The organism is Indiicoccus explosivorum, assembly GCF_002167005.1.
Taxonomy (GTDB): domain Bacteria; phylum Bacillota; class Bacilli; order Bacillales_A; family Planococcaceae; genus Indiicoccus; species Indiicoccus explosivorum.
Genome location: NZ_NHTN01000023.1, coordinates 23008 through 43916, shown reverse-complemented (window position 1 = coordinate 43916; position 20909 = coordinate 23008). Strand labels below are relative to the sequence as shown.

General features: G+C 45.0%; 19 protein-coding genes and 1 pseudogene. 2 read left to right on the top strand and 18 right to left on the bottom strand.

The window, feature by feature from the left end; all coding sequences use genetic code 11:
* Positions 1-92 precede the first annotated feature (92 nt).
* From CCE92_RS08270 to CCE92_RS08260, 3 genes are read right to left on the bottom strand one after another with little or no spacing between them, the layout of a single operon-like run.
* Positions 93-860, bottom strand: coding sequence for a tyrosine-protein phosphatase (locus CCE92_RS08270; protein ID WP_088007052.1), 768 nt, complete (start codon positions 858-860; stop codon positions 93-95).
* 45 nt (positions 861-905) lie between these two features.
* Positions 906-1625 carry a CpsD/CapB family tyrosine-protein kinase gene (locus CCE92_RS08265; protein WP_088007051.1) on the bottom strand — a complete coding sequence of 240 codons (720 nt, stop codon included), beginning with the start codon at positions 1623-1625 and terminating at the stop codon, positions 906-908.
* Between the two features lie 6 nt (positions 1626-1631).
* Positions 1632-2354, bottom strand: a complete 723-nt coding sequence (locus tag CCE92_RS08260; RefSeq protein WP_088007050.1) for a YveK family protein — start codon at positions 2352-2354, stop codon at positions 1632-1634.
* A 161-nt stretch (positions 2355-2515) separates the two neighbouring features.
* Between CCE92_RS08260 and CCE92_RS08255 the strand changes: the two genes are divergently transcribed.
* Positions 2516-3310, top strand: coding sequence for an SGNH/GDSL hydrolase family protein (locus tag CCE92_RS08255; RefSeq protein ID WP_088007049.1), 795 nt, complete (start codon positions 2516-2518; stop codon positions 3308-3310).
* A 12-nt stretch (positions 3311-3322) separates the two neighbouring features.
* Positions 3323-4246, top strand: a complete 924-nt coding sequence (locus CCE92_RS08250; RefSeq protein WP_088007048.1) for an LCP family glycopolymer transferase — start codon at positions 3323-3325, stop codon at positions 4244-4246.
* A 246-nt stretch (positions 4247-4492) separates the two neighbouring features.
* On the opposite strand, the gene CCE92_RS08245 is transcribed toward CCE92_RS08250, so the two are convergent.
* The 15 genes and pseudogenes from CCE92_RS08245 to CCE92_RS08175 form a co-directional block, all read right to left on the bottom strand.
* The gene (locus CCE92_RS08245; protein ID WP_088007047.1) at positions 4493-5272 is read right to left on the bottom strand and encodes a class I SAM-dependent methyltransferase; all 780 of its coding nucleotides are present in this window, start codon (positions 5270-5272) and stop codon (positions 4493-4495) included.
* Between the two features lie 177 nt (positions 5273-5449).
* Positions 5450-6298, bottom strand: a complete 849-nt coding sequence (locus CCE92_RS08240; protein WP_088007147.1) for a metallophosphoesterase — start codon at positions 6296-6298, stop codon at positions 5450-5452.
* Positions 6299-6536: 238 nt separating this feature from the next.
* A complete protein-coding gene (locus CCE92_RS08235; protein WP_088007046.1) occupies positions 6537-7751 on the bottom strand; it encodes a carboxylate--amine ligase in 1215 nt (404 codons plus the stop codon).
* 1 nt (position 7752) lies between these two features.
* Complete coding sequence (locus CCE92_RS08230; protein WP_088007045.1) at positions 7753-8988, bottom strand: glycosyltransferase family 4 protein; 1236 nt, start codon at positions 8986-8988, stop codon at positions 7753-7755.
* Positions 8989-9034: 46 nt separating this feature from the next.
* Positions 9035-9865 (bottom strand): glycosyltransferase family protein, encoded by an 831-nt coding sequence (locus tag CCE92_RS08225; RefSeq protein WP_144390992.1) that lies wholly within the window; start codon positions 9863-9865, stop codon positions 9035-9037.
* A gap of 176 nt (positions 9866-10041) precedes the next feature.
* Positions 10042-10464, bottom strand: a complete 423-nt coding sequence (locus CCE92_RS08220; RefSeq protein WP_088007043.1) for a hypothetical protein — start codon at positions 10462-10464, stop codon at positions 10042-10044.
* A 117-nt stretch (positions 10465-10581) separates the two neighbouring features.
* Positions 10582-11325: a DUF2334 domain-containing protein gene (locus CCE92_RS08215; RefSeq protein ID WP_088007042.1), complete on the bottom strand. Its 744-nt coding sequence runs from the start codon at positions 11323-11325 to the stop codon at positions 10582-10584.
* 13 nt (positions 11326-11338) lie between these two features.
* Positions 11339-12376, bottom strand: a pseudogene (locus tag CCE92_RS08210) (NAD-dependent epimerase).
* A gap of 10 nt (positions 12377-12386) precedes the next feature.
* Complete coding sequence (locus CCE92_RS08205; RefSeq protein ID WP_420913230.1) at positions 12387-13004, bottom strand: sugar transferase; 618 nt, start codon at positions 13002-13004, stop codon at positions 12387-12389.
* Between the two features lie 35 nt (positions 13005-13039).
* Positions 13040-14110, bottom strand: a complete 1071-nt coding sequence (gene galE / locus CCE92_RS08200; RefSeq protein ID WP_088007145.1) for a UDP-glucose 4-epimerase GalE — start codon at positions 14108-14110, stop codon at positions 13040-13042.
* A gap of 32 nt (positions 14111-14142) precedes the next feature.
* On the bottom strand, positions 14143-15357 hold the full coding sequence (locus CCE92_RS08195; protein ID WP_162287840.1) for a glycosyltransferase family 4 protein: 1215 nt from the start codon (positions 15355-15357) through the stop codon (positions 14143-14145).
* 27 nt (positions 15358-15384) lie between these two features.
* Entirely contained in the window at positions 15385-16674 is a 1290-nt protein-coding gene (locus tag CCE92_RS08190) for a nucleotide sugar dehydrogenase (protein ID WP_088007040.1), read from the bottom strand.
* Complete coding sequence (locus CCE92_RS08185; protein WP_088007039.1) at positions 16671-17951, bottom strand: phospholipid carrier-dependent glycosyltransferase; 1281 nt, start codon at positions 17949-17951, stop codon at positions 16671-16673. The genes CCE92_RS08190 and CCE92_RS08185 overlap by 4 nt, the downstream gene beginning before the upstream one ends.
* 20 nt (positions 17952-17971) lie before the next feature.
* A complete protein-coding gene (gene murJ, locus CCE92_RS08180) occupies positions 17972-19489 on the bottom strand; it encodes a murein biosynthesis integral membrane protein MurJ (protein WP_088007038.1) in 1518 nt (505 codons plus the stop codon).
* 33 nt (positions 19490-19522) lie between these two features.
* Complete coding sequence (locus tag CCE92_RS08175; protein WP_088007037.1) at positions 19523-20884, bottom strand: phenylacetate--CoA ligase family protein; 1362 nt, start codon at positions 20882-20884, stop codon at positions 19523-19525.
* Positions 20885-20909 lie beyond the last annotated feature (25 nt).

Below are 20909 nucleotides of genomic sequence, written 5' to 3'. Positions count from 1 at the left end.
TATCTCAAAAAAACATCAATTTGTAATCCAATTCTAGCAGACACATCGGCTTATTTCATTGGCGGATTTTGTCGAATGCTTTCAAAAAATTGTTACTTAAGTACCTGCCACCATTTTCCCGGGCGAATTTCTTCGGGTTCGAGCTGGATCATGTCCTCATTCCGCAAAATCCGTTCGTTGTTTTCCAGCAGGATGTCGACGATTTCGTGCTTTTTGCGCTTTTCCAGGAAGTCGAGCCCCTCATTGAACAGCGATGGCCGCGTCTTCAAATTATGTACGTCCGAGCCGTATGTATGGATGAGGTTCGCTTCGATAAGCTGCAGCGAAGTTTTCTGGATCGCTTTCCCGAAATGGCCGGACAGACTGCCGGCGGTGACCTGCGCAAGAGCGCCGTTCATGATGAGCCGGTACAGACGGTTCGGCTTTTCCGCAATCGCCTTGTTGCGTTCAGGATGGGCGATGATCGGGATGAGGTTCATGGCGAGCAATTGCTGGACGACCGGGATGGTATACGCCGGCACCGAGTTCGATGGCAGTTCAAGCAGCACGTACTTCGAACCGGCGAGTGTCAGCGCTTCCCCTTCCGTGATCCGCTCGGTGAGGACATCGTTCAGCCGTATTTCCTGACCGGCATGGAGACGGACAGGGATTTCTTCCCGCGCCAGTTCCGCCGCAAGTTCCTTCAGCTGTTCCCGGACGGCGGCCGCATGCGCGTGAAAGTTCGGATGGAACGCGTGTGACGTCGCGATGATGTCCGTGATCTGCTCGCCCGCCGCCCGCTGGATGATCGCGACCGCTTCGGTTTTCGTGTTCGGGCCATCGTCCAGGCCGTACAGGATGTGGCTGTGCATATCAAGCATGTGACAGGTCCTCCTAAAAAAGCAGAGCGGAAAGGGGGACCCTTCTCACTCTGCGGTTCCGTAGTATTGGTAGTAATAATGGTCTTTTTCAAGTTTGAAGTTGTTGAGTACGGTGCCGAGGATCCGGCCATTCGCGCTTTCGACCGCTTCTTTCGCTTTCACCGCATTGTCTTTTTCGGTCGAACCCGAGTTGACGACGAGCACCGTCCCTTCGCTTTTGCTAGCGAGGATCTGGGCGTCGGTCACCGACAGGACGGGCGGCGCATCGAAGATGACCAGATCGAACTGCTGGCGGAAATCGCGGAGCGCCATGTCCATCGTCTTCGAAGCGAGCAATTCGGCCGGGTTCGGCGGAATCGGACCGCATGTGATGAGTGATAGGTTTTCAATGGCCGTCGGGCGGATGACTTCCTCCATTTGCGCCTGGCGCGTCAATAAGTTCGACAGGCCGACGGTGTTGGCGACATGGAACGTGTAGTGCGTCGTCGGTTTCCGCATGTCGGCATCGATCAGCAGGACGCGTTTACCCGTCTGGGCGAACACGACGGCCAGGTTCGCGGACGTTGTCGACTTCCCTTCCCCCGGTGCGGCGGATGTCACGAGCAGCGAGCCGAGCTCCTGATCCGGCAATGAGAACGAGATGTTTGTCCGGACGGTGCGGTACTGTTCCGATACGAACGATTTCGGGTTCGAGTTAGCGATGAGTTTCCGGGCGACTTGCTGCAGCCCTTTTTTCGCTTTCGAATTTGCTTTTGTCTTCACCATGGTGCGTTAGCCTCTCCTTCTCCGGGTCGGTGCGTCGACGGTGATCATTTCCTTATCCGGGATCGGCGAAATGAGGCCGAGCACCGGCAAGTCGAGCACTTCTTCAATGTCCTGTTCGTTCTTCAGCGAGGTGTCGAGGTATTCCAGCAGGAACGCGATGCCGACCCCGCTCATGAGACCGACGACACCGGCGATCACCATGTTGAGGAGCGGGTCCGGTTTGACCGGCGCCATGTCCGCGGTGAATGCGGCTGGCGTCAGGATCGTCACGTTGTTGACGTTCATGATGTCCCGGATTTCTTCATCGAATACTTCGGCTGTCGTGTTAGCGATATCGACGGCGAGCGACGGGCTCGCATCTTCCACTGTCAAATTGATGACTTGGGAATTTTCCGCAGTCGCGACGTTGATTTGACTGCTCAGCTGCGTAGCGGTGACGTCAAGCTCAAGTTCGTCGATGACCTGGTTCAGGATCGCCGGACTCTTGATGATGACGCTGTATGTATTGATGAGCTGCAGGTCGGTTTGGATGTCCTGATTCGTGACGGTTGCCGCTTCCGTCGTCTCCTGATTTACGAGAATCTGCGTCGACGCCTGGTAGATCGGCGTCAGCAGCAAAAAGGATACAACGCCGGCGATGGTGATTGCGAGTACCGTCGTCAGCAGGATAAGTCCGAGGCGTTTCTTCAATGTCTGCATCAATTCTTGCAGGCTGATGGTTTCTTCCATGGGGTTGCGTATCTCCTTTAACGGTTCATTTACATAAGCTTACAATAGTATAGCACGCATTACCGTCATTATCGGGGGTTTTTTAAAAAAACGTATAGGAACATAGACGGAATTATGCTATCTTTAGCAGTAATCAAACAAGTTACTGAAGGGAGTTTAGCATGAAATTGCGGGTTGTGGGAACAGGACTGACAGTCGTGTGCTGCTCGGCAGCGCTCGCTGTCAGTTATTTACTGTATCAGCAGAAAATCGAATTACCGACGCCGATGATCGAAGCGGAAGCGGAACAGCCGGCGCCGAAAGTGGTGGAACCGGCAGCGGAAGCGGAACCGGCGCTTGACGGGGAATCCTTGGAAGCGTTGACCGCCAATATGGATGTCCCTGCCCGGGAATTGTTCCTCCAACGGGCGTCGGCCGGAGAGAAAGTGAAGCTTCTCGTGACCGGATCGGATGTGATGATGGAAGGCGGGCCGGGTTACGCGGCGCGGCTGAAAGACGCGCTGGAGGAGGCATACGCCGGACTGATCGAAGTGAAGCTGGTTTCCTTCAGCGGAACGTCAAAGACTTTTACAGACCAGTTTGTGGATCTTTCTGCCGGGTATGACGTCGTACTGTTGGAGCCGTTCACGCTGGAGAATAACGGTGTGGTGACGATCGAGGAGGAGCATGCGGCGATTTCGGCGTTCATGGAAGAGGTCAAGACGGTGACGCCGGATGCGGAGCTGATCCTCCATCCGCCGCAGCCGCTGTTCGGCGCGAATTATTATTTGACGCAAGTGTCGGCGCTTGAGGAGTTCGCGGCGGCGCAAGACTATGGGTATATTGATCACTGGAGCGCCTGGCCGTCGACGGATGATGAGGCACTGAAAGAGTTTGTGACAGACAGCGGAATTCCGAATGGGACGGGCGCCGAAGTATGGGCGGATGAACTGGCCGGGTACTTTATCGCGGATTAATGGAGGAAACGGATGAAACGCAGTGAACGCAAGGCGTCAAAAAGGAAGAAATGGCCATGGTTCGTCGGCATTCTGGCTGTACTGGCCATCGGCGCCGGAGCTTATATATGGTCGGTGTACAGCAGTTTTTCGAATACGATCGAGGATATCCACTCCCCGATCGACCGGGAAGTATCGGACATGCGCATGGAGGAAGTGGAGCTGAAAGACAAGGATCCGTTCTCTGTGCTGCTGCTCGGCGTGGATGAGCGGGAGAATGATTCGGGCCGGTCGGACACGATGATCGTCGCGACGGTGAATCCGGAAGACGGGTCGATGAAGATGGTGTCGATTCCCCGGGATACGTACACGGAGATCGTCGGTTACGGGATGAAGGATAAAATCAACCACGCGTATGCGTTCGGCGGCATCGAGATGTCGATGGAGACAGTGGAGAATCTGCTCGATATCCCGATCGATTACGTGGTGGAAGTGAACATGGAAGGGTTTAAGGAGATCGTCGACGCGGTCGGCGGCGTGACGGTGAGCAATTCGGTCGCCTTCGATGAATTCCCTGAAGGGGAAGTTCACTTGAGCGGCAGCGAAGCGCTGGGGTATGTGCGGATGCGGAAGGAAGATCCGCGCGGCGATTTCGGACGACAGGACCGGCAGAAGCAGGTCATCCAAGGCGTCATGAGAGAAGGCGCGTCGGTCAGCAGCCTGATGAATTACCGGGGGATCTTCAATGCACTCGGCGACAATGTGAAGACGAACATGTCGTTCGATGAGATGATGGAAGTCCAGAAGAATTACCGGAACGCGGTCGAGACGATCGATCAGCTGTCGTTCGATCAGGGCATCGGCGAGACAATCAATGGTGTTTGGTATTATATGATGAACGAGCGGGAACTGAAGGAAGTACAGGATGTGCTAAAGGGGCATTTGGAGTTGGAGTAAGGAGTTAGCGTTAAGATAAAATCACTGCAGACGGACACTCTTACATTCTGTATAAGCTATTAGAAAAAGAAATGAGCTTCTCTGGTATATCTGGAGAGGCTCATTTCTTTGTGGCGTTGGCGGGTTGATAGTGTATAGTAGAAAACTGGTGTTGCTGATCCCCTAGCTGATGATGAGCCGAAGCTCCTCAAATTGATGAATGTTTTCCTCGTTACATATTGATAATTTCTTCAGCGCAAATCGCTCTTATTCTGTTTGTTTTTCACACATCACCATCCACTCGTCTTGTGTAAAATGCTGGATCTTCCCACCGTCAGCTGTAATGCCGAAGTAGGTGGCGGTACGTTCATTCGTGAACAGCAGATGATGCGTCACCCGTCCGATTTGCTCTTCATTCTCTGCAGTGCGCGCCACCCATCCTTCGTAATCGTAAGTTTGGCGCCGATCTGCCGAATCTTTCTCTACCAGCCGATTGCCAAGCAGATGGTGCCGCCATTCAGCTTTTGACAGGCAGCGGACGTAGCTATCATCGCGCAATTTCTCGATTTCATTGATGAATGCAGCAAGTTCAGGGTCTTCGGGGGCAATACTGTCGATCAGTACAAACTTCCCTCCGGGTTTCAGGACACGGGCAACTTCGCTGATGAATTTCCCGGGATTCGGGAAATGATGGGAGGCGATTCTGCATGTGACTGCATCGAACGTATTGGCCAGAAAAGGGAGTTCTTCGGCATCCGCGACCGCGAAAAGGATATTATCAAAAATCCCGCTCAAGTATAAGGCGGTATTGCTCAGCATTTGTTCAGTCAAATCCGTAGCAACCGCTGTCTTCACGAATGGGGCAAGCATTCTGGCGACATGCCCCCCACCGGTGGCAATATCGAGTATCGTCCAAGACTTCTCCGGCTGCAGCCACTCTACAAGCAGCGGCAAATCGTCGCCCATGGCGTGGTTCGAACTTTTCACGTAAGCATCCGCATTTTTACCGAAAACTTTTTTCACTTTGTCTTTTGCACTGAGTTCCATCTTGTTGTCCCTCCCTGTTATCTCCTGCTTTTCCACTTTATCGTGAGCCTATAAAGTTGGGTGTTCGTTTGGGGACAGATGCGATACTTTTCGCAATGTAGGAAAGTAATGGCACAATCATGTGGTAACTTTAAGCGTATCAGTAAATCTGCAGTAATAGGATTTCCTCTCTAAACATCAGTTTGTTCCTTCTGCTTGCTTCCCGTGTTCCAATATAACAACCACTATCTCAGGGCGATTATTAATGCGCAGCGGAAAACTGCTGTTACCCAGTCCACGGCTAATGACGAGAAGAGTGTTGCCAAATTCGTGGACCCCCTCTGTTAATTCTGGAAAGAATCCTTGGCCAGGGGCAAATATTCCTCCGATTTTCGGAATTCTAATTTGGCCACCGTGCGCATGGCCGGAAAATACAATATCTGCTTCTGTTTCTGCGTAAACAACAACAAGTTCAGGCCGATGTGCGAGGAGCAGCGTGAATTTTTCTGTGAATTGGATATCAGCAAGCGCTTTCTTAACATACTTCTTTACTAATGTGGATCTCTCCACAAGAGGGTCATGGATTCCAGCGATATAAATTTTTTCCCCTTCCCGTTTCCATTCCACCATCTCATTCTCCAGCACAATGACGCCAGAAGCCTTGATTGCAGAAATAGTCTTTTCTGCACGCCCCTTCAAAAACTCCTGGTTGCCAGTCACGAAGTAAACTGGAGCAATTTCTAAGAGGCTCTCTGTCAAACTTATCATTACATTCAAGTCATAACGTGAGCTGTCAACGATGTCGCCAGTAATTAAAATGACATCTGGATCGATAAATTTTGTTTTATTTAGAAGAGCCGAATGATTTTTGCCGAACACGGTATTATGCAAGTCGGAAATTTGAACGACGCGTGCTCCATCGAACGTTTTAGGAATATCAGGGGAGCTAATACTATAACTACTGACTTCCAGCCATTTATTATTCATCCAAATAAAGAGGGTAATCGCAGAGAGCAGTATCCCTGAAACTAATAACCATTTCTTCAACATTACTACCCCCTTATTCTTAGCCTGTAAGCCCGCCATCTTTTCCAGTCTACGGCTTCAATTTGATTAGCGAAGAAGTTTGATAGGTAGCTCAAAAGGCAAAGACTATGGAAAGCTTTGGAGAAGTAAACACCATTAATTAAAAAGTTGCTCAAGGAGTTCTGGTATAATAGGGATTAAAGTTAGTTTTCCGTGGTAAAAAATAATTCAATGGGCAGGTCTCTACTATATTTGTAACTTAGATTGTTCTATTTCCGGTTTTTCTAAGATTGGCCATCAGTAAGTCTTTCCAATCGTGGATTGCTGGTAAAAAGTCTTTCCAATCCTCTATATCTAATTTTTCCTTTCCATACATTATAAATTTGAAGTCAGCCAGCCATCTTATAACAGTGTCAAGTTTATTTGGATTTCTTTTAATATTTGCCAGCAGCCAACCTACATCTTTTTTTAAATTCCTTTGACGCATGTAAATTGTCGGTTCCCGATTCGACTCAACTTCCATGGAATTTGCAAACAAGTTATAAAGCCACATAGGATAATTTAAGCCAGCGGAGATTGTTAAAGGAAGAGACCCCCAGAATCGGCCATTAATCTCCATGATGAACCATTCCTCGGTAGTCGGGTCGCCTTTAAACTCGACCATCGCTACACCAGTCCACGCAGTCATTTCCATCAATTTTTCTGTATACTCCCTTAATTTATGGTCGACAGGGACAGTCATACGGTAACTTCCCCCACCCCCATTCACCGGTTCATGAAGTCGAACTTGCTGAACAATCGATAAAATTTTTCCTTCTTTCACTAAAACGTGCACTCCTGTGCCTATTCCTTTGCATGGCTTTTGGACAAGAATCGGAAGCTTATCTATAACGTTTTTACAAAACTCCGTCATTTCTTCATATGTTTCAACTTTTACAACTTTGAAAGTTTGAATTTTATCATTTATGTATTGAGCATTGGTGATCGGCTTAAGGTACACAGGGAAATTACTGAATGTTTTATAGTATGCCAAATCATTTTCGGTCTGAATTATGTTGGTTTCTGGAAACGGAATATCCATCTCCCTGCACATTTCAAGCAATAGCCCTTTATTTTGTGCTGCCATCATACTCTCGTTGTCAGAAAGAGCGATTTTAACATGCCGCTCTATTTTATTCCTGAATTCAGTACAAATTCTGCAAGCCACGTCATCAACGGGAATAAGAAGGTCATACTCTTCAAATTGTAAAATTTCAAGGAGCCGGTTGCAAAATGCGCCAGCACTCTCTTCGGGACTTCCAATGTCGAATACTTCTTTTATGCAATTACTGCTTTCAGCACTCGAAGGCTTAGTCGTCCGTACTGCACTGACAATAATTCCTCCTCTTCTAAGGGATCTGCAAATCGCCAATCCCGCCCGTTCATTGATCCCAAGTAGTAGGACCTGCTTCATCCAATCACCATCCTGAATCATGTTATTTTACACCTGCACCGTAACAACGAGTCTCCAATTTCAGACTGTCCCCATTCAAAGCCTCCACATAGACCTCCATATAGTCTTTGATGACAGATTCCATTCTGTACGGTTTTATATTGGTTAAAGCGTTCTCTCCCATCACCGCTCTGGTTTCTGTGTTTTTAATCAGTTCGGCAAAAGCACTAATCAACAACTCCCCTTGCTTATGAGGAACTATGTATCCATCTTCTCCATGTGTTATCAAATCTCGCAGTCCTCTTACGTCACTGACTATGCAAGGAAGTTTCGCCATTTTCGCTTCCATAACACTTTTAGGAAGACCTTCTCTGAATGACAATAGACTCATAATATCTGTGATTTGAAGTAACTTCTGAACATCATTCCGGTATCCTAACAATTTTACGTCCTCCAATGAACCCTTTTTAATGAAACTTTCCAGTTTCCCCCTCTCACTTCCTTCTCCGATTATTAAAAGATAAGCCTCTGGACACGTTTGCTTGATGCTTTTCCAATTTTCAAGTAAGTAATGATGATTTTTGTTTTTGTTTAACTCAGCAACATAAGAAATCACTATATGCTTTTTTTCAATACCAAGGGAATGTCTAAGCGTTTTCTTTTCTTCATTATTAAGATTAGTTTGAGGTATATCTACGCCGATACCCTGAATAAAGTGGATACTTCCTTTACGATAACCCATTTTTTGTGCCCGCTTGTAATCTTCTTCGTTGATTGTAATCAAATAATCAGTCCACTTAGAGGCCAATCTCTCAACAGGATAATACAATAACCAGTTTTTAAAAGGCGCTCCTCTATAGAAATGAAATCCATGGGCTGTATAGATGACTTTACCATTTGTTGTTCCTCGGAATGCCAATCTGGTCAATAATGATGCTATTGGTGTGTGGACATGGATCAAATCAAATCCGACTTTTTTAAATAACTTTGTAAGTTCCAAAAAGGCTCTTATATTACATAAGTCAAGAGGCTCCCTGCTCACTGGGATATCGAAACAGGTATACCCCAGTTTGACCAGTTTACTGGATGCTTTATTCTCTTTTGCTCCTGCCGCCCAAACTTCATAGCCGTTATCTTTCAATCGCTTCATGTAGGGTAAATGAAAATTAAGTAAGTGCTGGTAAACAGTGGCTACAAATATAATTCTTTTTGTAGCCATCAGGGGAAGCTCCGATTTCGGAATTTCTTCCTTCGCACGAGGGAGTAAGAGACTTCTCATGAAACTGATCCTCCGTTTCAACCTGTCGATACTGAATCCTGCTGCATTAAGTTGGATAAAAGAGCTTTTTCAATACGGGTTTACACTGACCGTCTTCTTGATTTTTATAAAGTATTTTAAATGACTTACATAATCCCAATGAAACGTTTTGCGATATTCTGATAACTGTGATTGTTAATCTCATCTGATTTCCCCCTAAAAAAATCGCTCCGGTTTCAAGAAAAGAGGTATACTGTTCATACAAGTATAATTTCAACTTTCTAAAATCGCGTGAATCATTTGCCGCTTCATAACAGAATCCTAAATCATACTCACGCAACATACTTCCAATTTCACTGTCATTTACCTTGCCGTTCACAACCGCAACAATTGGTTTACGGAACATCATATATTCAAGAAACTTTCCGGGTAACACACCTGTATGGCGCTCTTCATTCCATGTTGCAACAACCAGCAGTTCCGACTCGGCTTGCAGTCTGAGTGCTTGCAGTCTGAGTGCTTCCTTTCTCGGCACCATTCCTTTCGATTCAACAAGATCCGCAAGTCCGGCTTTTGCAGCCTGATACCGGACATCTTCAGATTCACTACCCGCATATCGAAAAGCAATCTTTCCTTCGTCAACTTTCCCTTCATCTATTAATTGGCGAAGAGCCATGAAAATGGGTGTTAGATCGCGTTTTCCCCGATAAGTAACGCCGGTATATGCCATCGGGAACTTCTTTCGGTCTGTCGTTCCGCTTAAAAACTCCAAGTCTTCTTGATCGAATCCGTTCGTAATTACTTGCCCGTTTATATCTAAACCATTCCAAATTTTATCTAAGTAGCCTTCTGAAACAGCCGTCACGACATCTGCTCTTGAGCAGATCCATTTTTCCATTTCTTTGTTAATCCAATACTCTAAATGGCCATTCGTCGGCTGAGCTATTGGATCTCTGAAATCTGCAATCCAACGGATTACGGGGCTAATTTTCTTAAAAGATGCAGCTGTCAAATGACTGGCAATTGGCCCTGCTGTGGAAAGTATTGCGGTATATCCATCAAGTTTTTGCCGGTTTATTTTTTCCTAGCCTGTAAGCAGAAATCGGCATCTTGAATGAGCGATGCTGAAAAAGTAATGAAATGAATCAGTTTTTTCTTGAATGAGGGCCGATAAGTTTGTGCGGAATCCTCAACTTTCGGCGAGCTGGAAGAAGAATTACTGCTTATACGTGACGCAAACCGACCAAGAAATGAGGCAAGCCTTTTATAGTTTCTTGAGTGGTCAATAATAATTTTTCTGATAAGGGCTGTATCAGGAATTATAATTTCATCTCCTTTTATTGTTTCCGGCATAAATAAAAGTTTATTATCTCTGCTGCAAATGACTGTTACATCCATCCCCTCTTTCGCGAGATACTTCGATAGTTTACTGGCTCTGACAGCCCCCATAATGTTTGCGGGCGCGTAATAGTAGGAAATTATTAAAACTTTCTTCACATGGTGATCCTCTCTCTGATAATTTTTATTTTCTAAGCGGACAAAAAGCTCCATGATAAACGAAGATAAAGTGAAAAATGATCTAATATATAGATTTCTTACCTTATTAACCTCATCTCATCTTGTCTTAATTGTCCTTAAAAATCTCCACAGACTACCGAATACGTTTTTGCTGATGGAGTGTACCGGATTAGTTCGTATCATAGAAACCGCTCCTGGTAAACTAACTACGGATTGTGAATGATGTTCAAGAAAATTTTCGATTTTTTTAAAATTGTATTCGTTAAGAATATTAGGATGAAGACAAAATGTATAAAAACCGAAAGGCATCTTTCTCGGCATTGCAAACAACTGCGGGATGAATTGTATATTATTCATGCTATAAGGATGGAGTGCATAACCGTCTGTAACTATTTGAATTCCCACATCCTTCAGTGCCTTTAAGGTATTCAAATCGTATGAATGCGAAGGAGCCATAAAAGCGCTATAAGCAATCTGTCGCTCCTCAAATATCTTCGTCGCCTTCTGCAACTTCTCTAACTGCCGGTCGTAACTCAACCCCGCAAATTCGCTTCTCGGATTCAGTCCAAGCATTCCGGAATCTTCCGTTTCATATACATGCTGAAAACCATGGATAGCAATGTCCCATCCCGCCTGTCTCCGTTCGCGTATCTCTTGCCAAAACTCTTGATTTTCCCTTTTAGGATATGCCAAGAGTTCTGAATCACGGTTTTCAGGGATCACTCCGATAATCGGTTGAATTTCGTACTTATTGAAAATCTCTTTTATTCGCTCATAATTCTCCCAATGCATATTCGGCGCAATATCATCAAGCCTAAACAGACACTTAAACGCCATCATGTTCCCTCCGCCACTATTTTTTTATTGCCATTGAAACCCTGGAGCTGGAACTGTAATAGCTTAAATACCATTCAATGAAATTCTTTATTCCTATCCGTATATCTGTATTGGGCCTGAAACCGGTAGTTACATAAAGGTCTTCAACATCTGCTATAGTCTCTGGTACATCGCCTGGTTGAAGAGGGAGAAAATTTTTTAAGGCTTTTTTTCCAAGTACTGTTTCAATTTCTTCAATGAAATCCAATAGCCGGACAGGACTGTTATTCCCGATATTGAAAATACGATAGGGTGCAAAGCTACTGCCAGGGTCAGGCTGCATTCCATTCCAATCGAAATTCGGTACAGCAGGCTGCAAAAGGAGTCTTGTGATGGATTCGACAATATCATCAATGTACGTAAAATCCCTCAACATTTCTCCATTGTTATAGACGTCTATCGGTAGCCCATTCAAAATCCGCTCTGTAAACTTGAATAATGCCATATCCGGTCTGCCCCAAGGTCCATAGACAGTAAAGAACCGTAATCCCGTCACAGGCAATCCATAGAGACTGCTATAAGAGTGCGCCATCAGTTCATTCGCCTTTTTAGTCGCTGCATATAAACTGATAGGGTGGTCGACGTTGTCTCGCACTGAAAAAGGCAAATGTTCGTTTGCTCCATAAACGGAGCTTGATGAAGCAAAGATCAAATGTTTAACATCTTGTCGACGGCAAGCTTCAAGTACATGACTAAATCATACTAAATTTGATTGAATATAAGCCTCGGGATTTTCAATGCTGTAACGCACGCCAGCCTGAGCTGCAAGATTAATGACCACTTCTGTCTGATGATTTTTGATAATGCGGTCTATCGCTTCCCTTTCAGTTAAGTCAGTCTTTTTGAACTGAAAGTTTTGATGCTCTTCCAATATCTCGAGACGAGCTTTTTTTAGTGCCGGATCATAGTAATCATTCAAATTATCAATTCCGATAACATTATGCTTATCACTGAGGAGCCGCTTCGATAAATGGAAGCCGATGAATCCGGCTGCCCCTGTAACTACTATTTTCATGTTCCCCCTCCTATCTCGCTCCGTTTCCAGTCAGCACAATCATGACTGTCAATGCAAGGATTCTTAAATCAAGCCATGGGCCTCTATGCCGAATATAGTACAGATCGAATTCCAGTTTTTCTTTCGGGCTGAGATCATAACCTCCATTGATTTGCGCCCACCCTGTCAATCCCGGTTTCACCGTCAATCTGTCAGTGAATTGAGGGATATCCCGTTCGAACGTAAAACAGAACTCCGGCCGTTCAGGGCGAGGCCCGATGATCGACATATCTCCTTTCAAAACATTTAAGAGCTGCGGAAGCTCATCAATTCTAGTCTTTCTTATAAATTTTCCTACCCGTGTAACACGATAGTCCTGCTGTTCAGCCCAGCATGCACCATTTTTTTCAGCGTCCGCTCTCATCGATCGAAGTTTATAAATCGTAAATGGCTTTCCATTCAGCCCAACTCTTGTCTGGCAATAAAAGGCACCTCCGCGACTTTCCAGCACAACGAATATTCCCAGGAGTATAATTAACGCAAGGGTGATGGGTGAAGTCAAAATGATAACTCCCACTTCAATTGAGTGCTTTATCCACTCATAGAAGGAGCGTCTTCTCCAGTGCCCGGCAAGTGATTCCCCTCGCATGACATTCTCCCCCAAAAATTCCATGCTTCGAATCTTCACGCTTTTGCCTCCCTTACTTGGCTCACTGACTCTTCAGAATCCGCGGTTTTCTCTAGATAAAGCAGTTGCCGGCTGGATTTATTTAATTCCCAGCGCCAGGCGTCCCTGCACATTTCTGAAAGACCTTTTTCTGCTTTCCATCCTAAAAGCTGTTCTGCCTTAGTCGGGTCGGCGAAACTGGCTGCGACATCGCCTGGACGTCTGTCCGTGACCCGATAAGGAATAGAGACTCCATTCGCAACTTCGAATTCCCGGAGTATATTTAGAACGGAATACCCAACTCCTGTTCCGAGATTAAAAATATGCTGTCCGGTATTCGTTTGAAGAAATCGGAGAGCTTTTGAATGTCCTGCTGCCAGATCCATCACATGAATAAAATCCCTCACACCTGTTCCATCGACAGTCTCATAGTCTCCACCGAAAACATTCAATTCATTCCGGACTCCACTTGCCACTTGTGCGATATAAGGCATTAAGTTATTCGGGACGCCCTCTGGATTTTCACCGATTAAAGCTGATTCATGGGCACCAACAGGATTGAAGTACCGAAGGATGGCAATCCGCCAAGCCGGATCTGAGTCTGCTAAATCTTTAAGAATTTCCTCAATCATCCGCTTTGTCCGTCCATACGGATTTTGTTCTGCAGTGGGTGATTCTTCCGGAATCGGCGGTTGGGTAATATCCCCGTATACTGTCGCCGAACTGCTGAAAACAAGTGTCTTTACCTCTTTTTCTTTCATTACCTTCAACAGATTAATAGCAGCAGTGACATTGCAATCGTAATATTTTAGAGGATTTTGGACCGATTCACCGACAGACTTTAGACCTGCGAAATGAAGGACACCATCAATTTGATAGTGGCGGAATAGATACCTCAATTGGTTGGGTATCAAGAGATCGCACTTCTTGTATTTGATATCCCGTCCTACAAGATTCCTGATTTTCCCTAATCGCTCGTCATTTCCCTCAAACCGATCCGTTAGAACACATTCAATCCCTCTACTTTCCAATTCAACGGCTGTATGACTGCCAATGTACCCTAATCCGCCAGTAACAAGTACTTTCATTGCATACACCTCACTCGCTGATTTGGTATTCATCAAAACCGCGGTTTGCTCTCTTGGATAGCTTGGTGCCTCTTTATTTTTCTAGTGCTTAATTCCATTTCCACCATCACATCTTGATAAAATAAATCCATTGCTTCCCAAATAGCTTCATTTCTGAATTGTTCTTCTGCCCAACTTTCTCCTTCATCAGACAGTCGCTTTCTGAGGTCCTTATCATTCAATAATTGTTCGATTTTATTTTCTGCTTCCCTTAAATCTCCATCTTTGACGAGGAATCCTGTCTTGCCCTGGATAATTGTATCTCTTGTTCCGGTCACGTCCATTGCAACGGGCGGTATTCCCGAAAGAGTTGCCTCAATCAAAACGTTGCTAAAACCTTCACGTTTGGAGAGGAGAACAAAGATATCCATCAATTTAAAGAAAGGTACAGGATCTGTTTGGTGACCCGCATGAATGATAGCAGGATGTTCTGCAATAATTTGTCTCGTACTGTCCGCTATCGGATCACCGCTTTCATAATCTCCAACAAGGAGAAGCTTTAGCCGAATGTTTTTTTCATAAAGCCTCAAGAAAACGGATACGAGATCTTCAACTCCTTTATCCTTAGTCATTCTACCGACGAATCCGATTACTTGGTGGTTATTCGTGAGCCCGTACAGTTGCCGTTTGTCGGAAGTCTTCTGATCAAGTTCTTCTGTAGATTGAAACCTGGAAATTTCAAATCCATTGCTACTTCCTTTTCCTAGTATCGATATTTTGTCACGGTTGCAAATTCCGAGTTTTATCACTTCCTCTTTGATGCTTTCAGATACCGCAATTACATGCGTAGCAGCTCCGGCAGCCAATCGTTCTGCATTTAAGAGAATTTTCCGTTTCATTCCATCCGTTGTTTCCAGACGGAGTCCTCTGATCGTATAGACTCGAATAGGTACTCTACATGCTGCCGCAGCGAGCATGACTGTCAACCCTGCCTTAGGTGTACCCGCATTAACGATTTGAGGTCGTTCTCTTTTCAAAATCTGCACACATGTAACAAATGACTGGATATCCCTCATTATTGAAATCTCTCTTTCCATGTGAAGCGGTAGAATTTTTGTCTGTTCTCTCTCGCCGAATTGGGCTGCAAGTTGTCCAGGTGAGCAAATCACCCGGGTCTCATATCCCTTCCCCTTCAAATACCGAAGCTGTCCCTCCATTAGAATTAAGCTTTGCGGTACTGTCACTGCATGGATGATTTTCGCTTTCATTTTCTCGCCCCCTTGCATTTTGTCCTCTTAAAGTCGCCAGAGCTCAATGTTTTCAGGCTTCTCAAGACGGGCAAGCATACATTTAATGTCTAGGACAATCCCTTTACCGTCGTCTAACAGACGGTTGAATTCTTTCCAGCCTGCATTGCGGTATGCTTGATGTGGAACTGCAAGTATTACCGCTGCCGCCGGAAGGAGATCTTCGTATGGAGTGAGGCGAAGTCCGTATTGAGATTCAGCATCTTCCGTCTTAGAAATTGCATCCGATACTTGAACGTCTACTCCATACTCTTGAAGTTCCCTGATTACATCCACCACTTTTGAATTCCGCAGATCTGGCACATCTTCTTTGAAGGTTAATCCTAGGACTGTGACCCGTGTGCCTTGCACAGGCATGTTCTGCTGTATCATTTTTTTGACGAGCGATCTTGCAATGTAACGCCCGACTCCATCGTTTATCCGCCTTCCTGCAAGTATGACTTCCGGATGGTGTCCTACCGCCTGCGCTTTGTGAGTCAAGTAGTACGGATCTACACCTATACAGTGCCCACCTACCAGTCCGGGTGAAAACTTCAGAAAGTTCCATTTAGTTCCGGCTGCCTCTAATACATCTCCTGTATCAATTTCAAGCTTGTTGCAGATGAGAGCCAATTCATTCATGAGAGCGATATTAACATCCCGTTGTGTGTTCTCAATCACTTTCGCAGCTTCCGCCACTCGAATCGACTTTGCTTTATAGATTCCGGCTTCGATAACCGTCCCGTAAACATCGGCTATGAAGTTACAGATTGCTTCGTTCTGACCGGAAACTACCTTTCGTATTTTTGAGAAAGTATGAGTCCGGTCACCCGGGTTAATTCTCTCGGGTGAGTAACCAACAAAAAACTCGTTACCAGCTTCCAGCCCTGAAAACCTTTCAAGGATGGGGATACACTGTTCTTCAGTAGCTCCAGGGTAAACAGTGGATTCGTATACAATTACTGATCCTTTCTTCATATGGCTCCCAATAATCTCACTTGCTTTAATCAACATAGAAAGATCCGGTTGGTTATTCAGATCGATTGGAGTTGGTACAGCTACTATAATGAATCCCGCCTCAGATAAATCTGCAGGGACGGTAGTAAATCGGATTCGGGAATTCACTAAATCTTGCTCCATCACTTCATTCGTATAATCAATACCGGCTTTTAGTGAATCAATCCGTTTCTTGTTCAAGTCAAACCCTATTACATCAAATCGTTTAGCGAATGCAGTAGCGACTGGCAAACCAACATAGCCGAGTCCAACGACAGCCACTTTCAGCTTATCCAGTATCATGCCAATTTCTCCCCTTTTTCTTGAATCCGACTATGCCGCCGGATACTGAGAAACTGCTTAGAGTTTGTCAGGACGAAGACAATAAGGAATAAAGGAACAATCTTATTCCGATGCCTCATGGCCGTCCCCGCATTCTGTGTCCCGTAGGCATAAATCAGCACAGTTAGACTGACAAATAAAAACAGGAACAGTTTATTCCGCACAGGCATATCGCTATTCCAGAGCCCCCAAATAATTCCGATAATCAGAAACAGATATACGGAAGAGTCGGATGCGAAACTTGCCATATCTCCGAATCCTCTCCAATCGAACGGCATAGGAGAGAGCAAAAAATACAGCATTTTGATTGGTGCTACAGCCAAAGCAGCTACGCCATTCAGTCCATCTAAGTTTTCGAGATACATTGATCCTCCCCGCGCCGATATCTCAACTCCTGAAACTCCTCCTTCCTCAAGAGCTCGGAATTTCCCGAGGAACAAATCTCCGTTCTGGAGTACAATGAAAAAAATGAGCAACGTGAAAAGGCTGTATACAATTGCTGAGGAGCGCTGACTTTTGATAGGTTTTTCCACAAGTTGGTAAGCAAGGAGATAAGCAATCAGAAACCCGATCATTCCGGAATGGAAAACAGAAGCTGCCAGTGCCCAACCTGCCGCCTGTAAAAATGCACCAATATTACTCCCGGTGAACCAACAAATAAATTGGTAAAGTGAAATTGAAATAAAAAACACAATGATGGATTCCCTCAGTAAAATGCTCGACATGACGATTCCAGTCGGCATAAATGTAAAGATAAGTAACGCAATATATGTCAGTTTCAATTCAACATTCAGTCGCTGCATCGATTTCAACAGAAAGACTGCAGCAAATACCCAAAAAACGATATTAAGAAATTGGGCAAAGGGACGCTGATCTCCACCAAGAAAGTAAATGATTGAAAGGAACGGAACGTATGCCGTTATTCCTTCGGATATCGGAAGCGTTCCCTCTGCTATGGCAAGGGATGATTTGTGGAACATTTCAGTATCGGCTCCGCTAGAAAAGACAGTGATTGACGGAACATAAAGATCGATAAGAAGAGTTGTGATCCTTAATACAAAGCCTGTAAAAATCACTATCAGCCATGCTCGATCGAGTGACCTATATAGATAGAAAGAGACTGCTGTTATCCCTATCAGCAGCATGATGAGACCATATGCTTCCTGGTTCGGGATGAAGTCTATTATTAAGTAAGAAATGAGCAACTGTACCGTCAGAAAAATGAAAACAAGCAGCAAATTAAGCAACTCCTTCCAAATTAACCAACTCTGCCTTGCCGACGGAGTTTAGATTTGTAGAATGCCATATCACTCAAGCGCATTACTGATAATAGTGAGCCATAAATAACCGCACCCACTACTACTCCTCCTCCTAACGCCCATAGATCTGCACCGGCATAGTTTATCAATGAATGAGATCCTCTGGCAGCGAAAGCCATGGCGACCGCTGCGCAAAGTGCTTTTCCGACATCCAGCAGAAATGTGTAATCATGCAGTCTTCCAATTTTCTTAACCAGTGAGTTATAGAGAAAAACTGCGCTGAACAGAGCTGATATACTTGTCGCCAATGCCAACCCGTTAATGCCCATAAAGATTGAAAGGATGAGGTTGAGGCTAATATTGATACCGACTGTCCAACATGCGTTAACCATAGGTGTTTTAGAATCTTCTAAAGAATAAAAGACATTCACTAACACCTCCCGTAAACCTATTCCTAAGAGGCCGAACGCATAAAAGAAAAGCGCGCCGCTCGTCATCCAAACTTCCACTTCGCCAAATTCTCCTCTCCCGAATAGGAAGCGGACAATTTCTTCCGAAAACACGAGAATTCCCACTGTGGACGGAATGACAAGCAGGGAAACAACAGTTATCACTTTTCCTAAAATCTGTTTGAGCTGGTCGAGGTCTTTCGCTACGGCAAGTTTCGTGATCCTTGGGAACAGAACAGTTACAACCGCAGTAATGAAAAGCGCTTGGATAAAGTGAACAACTCTGTCAGAGTAGGTAATTGCCGAAATGCCCCCCTCCAGAATCCTTGAAGCAAGTGTCCGATCAACGAGCACATTGATTTGGTTTATTGAAACACCAAGGATGACTGGTACCGCAAGAGCCAATGTCTTCTTAATATGGGGATCACTTAGTGAAATTCTCCAGGTATGCTTGTATCCTATTCTAATTAAGACAGGGACAACAAAAAGGAATTGGGCAGCAAGTGCTACGACCGTTCCGAGAGCAAGTAAATACAGTCCATACATTGAACTCAGACCTATAAATAAGATGGTTAGAATATTCAATGGCCAGCCGCTCAATGCTGTCACGGTGTACTTCTCATGAACTTCGAGGTACCCCTTGAAAACGAACATTAGAGCAGTGAATAAGATTCCAATCGCTGAAATACGTGTGAACATAACAGCAATTTCCATTGTTCTGTCCTCAAATCCTGAAGCAAACAGCGTCACTACCGCCTCAGGAAACAATAAAAGCAGCGATATCAGAAACACTGATCCGATTAACACAATATTCATTAAATTCGCAGTGAATTTGCGGGCCGCTTCTTCTCCTTCTATCTTTAGCACTCTGGTATAAGTAGGTATGAAGCTTGCAGTAATTCCGGCAGCTACGAACGAGAAGAATACGTGTGGAATTGTCGTAGCTATCAAATAAGCATCTGAAATATCTGAAGCTCCATAGAAATAAGCAAGGAAAATGTCTCGTAAAAATCCGAGTACTTTTGTTAGGACAATAACCACCATGACTGTGAAAATCGCTTTTCCCATGCTATCGCCCTCGTTTATTTAAATATGTCGGTCTCACACCATTTCATTAATAATCAACCGGAATTTTCCATTTTCCTGGCTTGTAATTCGAGGAACTACATCAATGCTTACATCCATATCATCTCCAAAAAGGTAATCCAACTTTTCTTTCATTACGGCAACTGCAAGTGACTCTTTCCCTGAATCCGCCTCGATCAAGGCATGTACTTCTCCTGGTCTACGCTGGATGTACTGCATTTTCCTAACATGCGCGACAAGTCTTGGATTTGTGGTAGATAAATGAGTGAAACTATACCGCCGTCCGCTTTTTGATAAGACATACTCGTTAGTCCGTCCTTGAATTTGCTCTACAATCGGCAAGGCCGAGCCGCACGGACAAGTTTCATTTGGATTTCCCATGCGAACCGAATCTCCTATTTCATACCGGATCAATGGTGTCCCATATGTATAGAAGCTCGTTATAAGCATTGTTCCATCCGGTCCATCCTCTATTACTCCAGTATCTAAATGGTAATGAAGTCTTCCGTGGGTGCATTCTGTAATAAAAGGAGCACCTTCCGACGAACTGTACTGATTACGGACTGGACAATTGAATGCTCTTTCAATTTCATCCCTGTAGTGAGGGTATAGCGTTTCAGAAGTTGGAAAGACAGCAATCGGACGGAACGATAATTTAAATCCTGTCCGATTGATCCACCGGGCGACCTCATAGATGGCAGATGGAAGACCATCTATTGATGCAGGTTTATATGAATTCAGATTTGCTGCAAATAGCCTCGCTGTATCGCTGTGACAGAAGTACGTGGAGTAAAGGCGCTGTTTAGCTGCTGTATTGTCCCGCCAAAAAACATCTGCTTTCTGGTTAGGCGGTATGAATTTATTCGGACTGAATGATGCCCGTTTCATTTCTAGACTGATCACCCCATGTTGGAGTTTGAAATAATCTAGATGAGCATTCCGTTTTTGGAAATTTTCTTTCGTATTCAAGAATTTTAGAGGAACACCTGATGTCCCGCTTGTCATTGTTACAACCGCTTCACTTTCAGGAATAGTGTATAATTGTTCACAATTCTTTCGGACGAGATCTTTCGTGACGATTGGCAGCTTTTTCAGATCATTTACAGTTTGAATGGATGAAAGGTCGATGCCTTTGTACAGCTCTTTATAGAAATGGCTATGCTCCGCTGCATATCGCACGAGTTGTTGCAGTTCACGGTTCTGATGAGCTTCAAGTTTTTCTTTATTTGCGTAATCCCGCTTTTCCAGATTCTTCAAATGCTTAAAGTAAGTTGGGCCGCATCGATTCTTGTGTTTCCGGTATCCCTCTGCGTTGGTAAGCAGGTTCTGCACGAATATCGGTGAATTCTCGTAAATTCTCATCTGCACTTGCCGCATCTGTTCTACCTCCATTCTTTGCTGT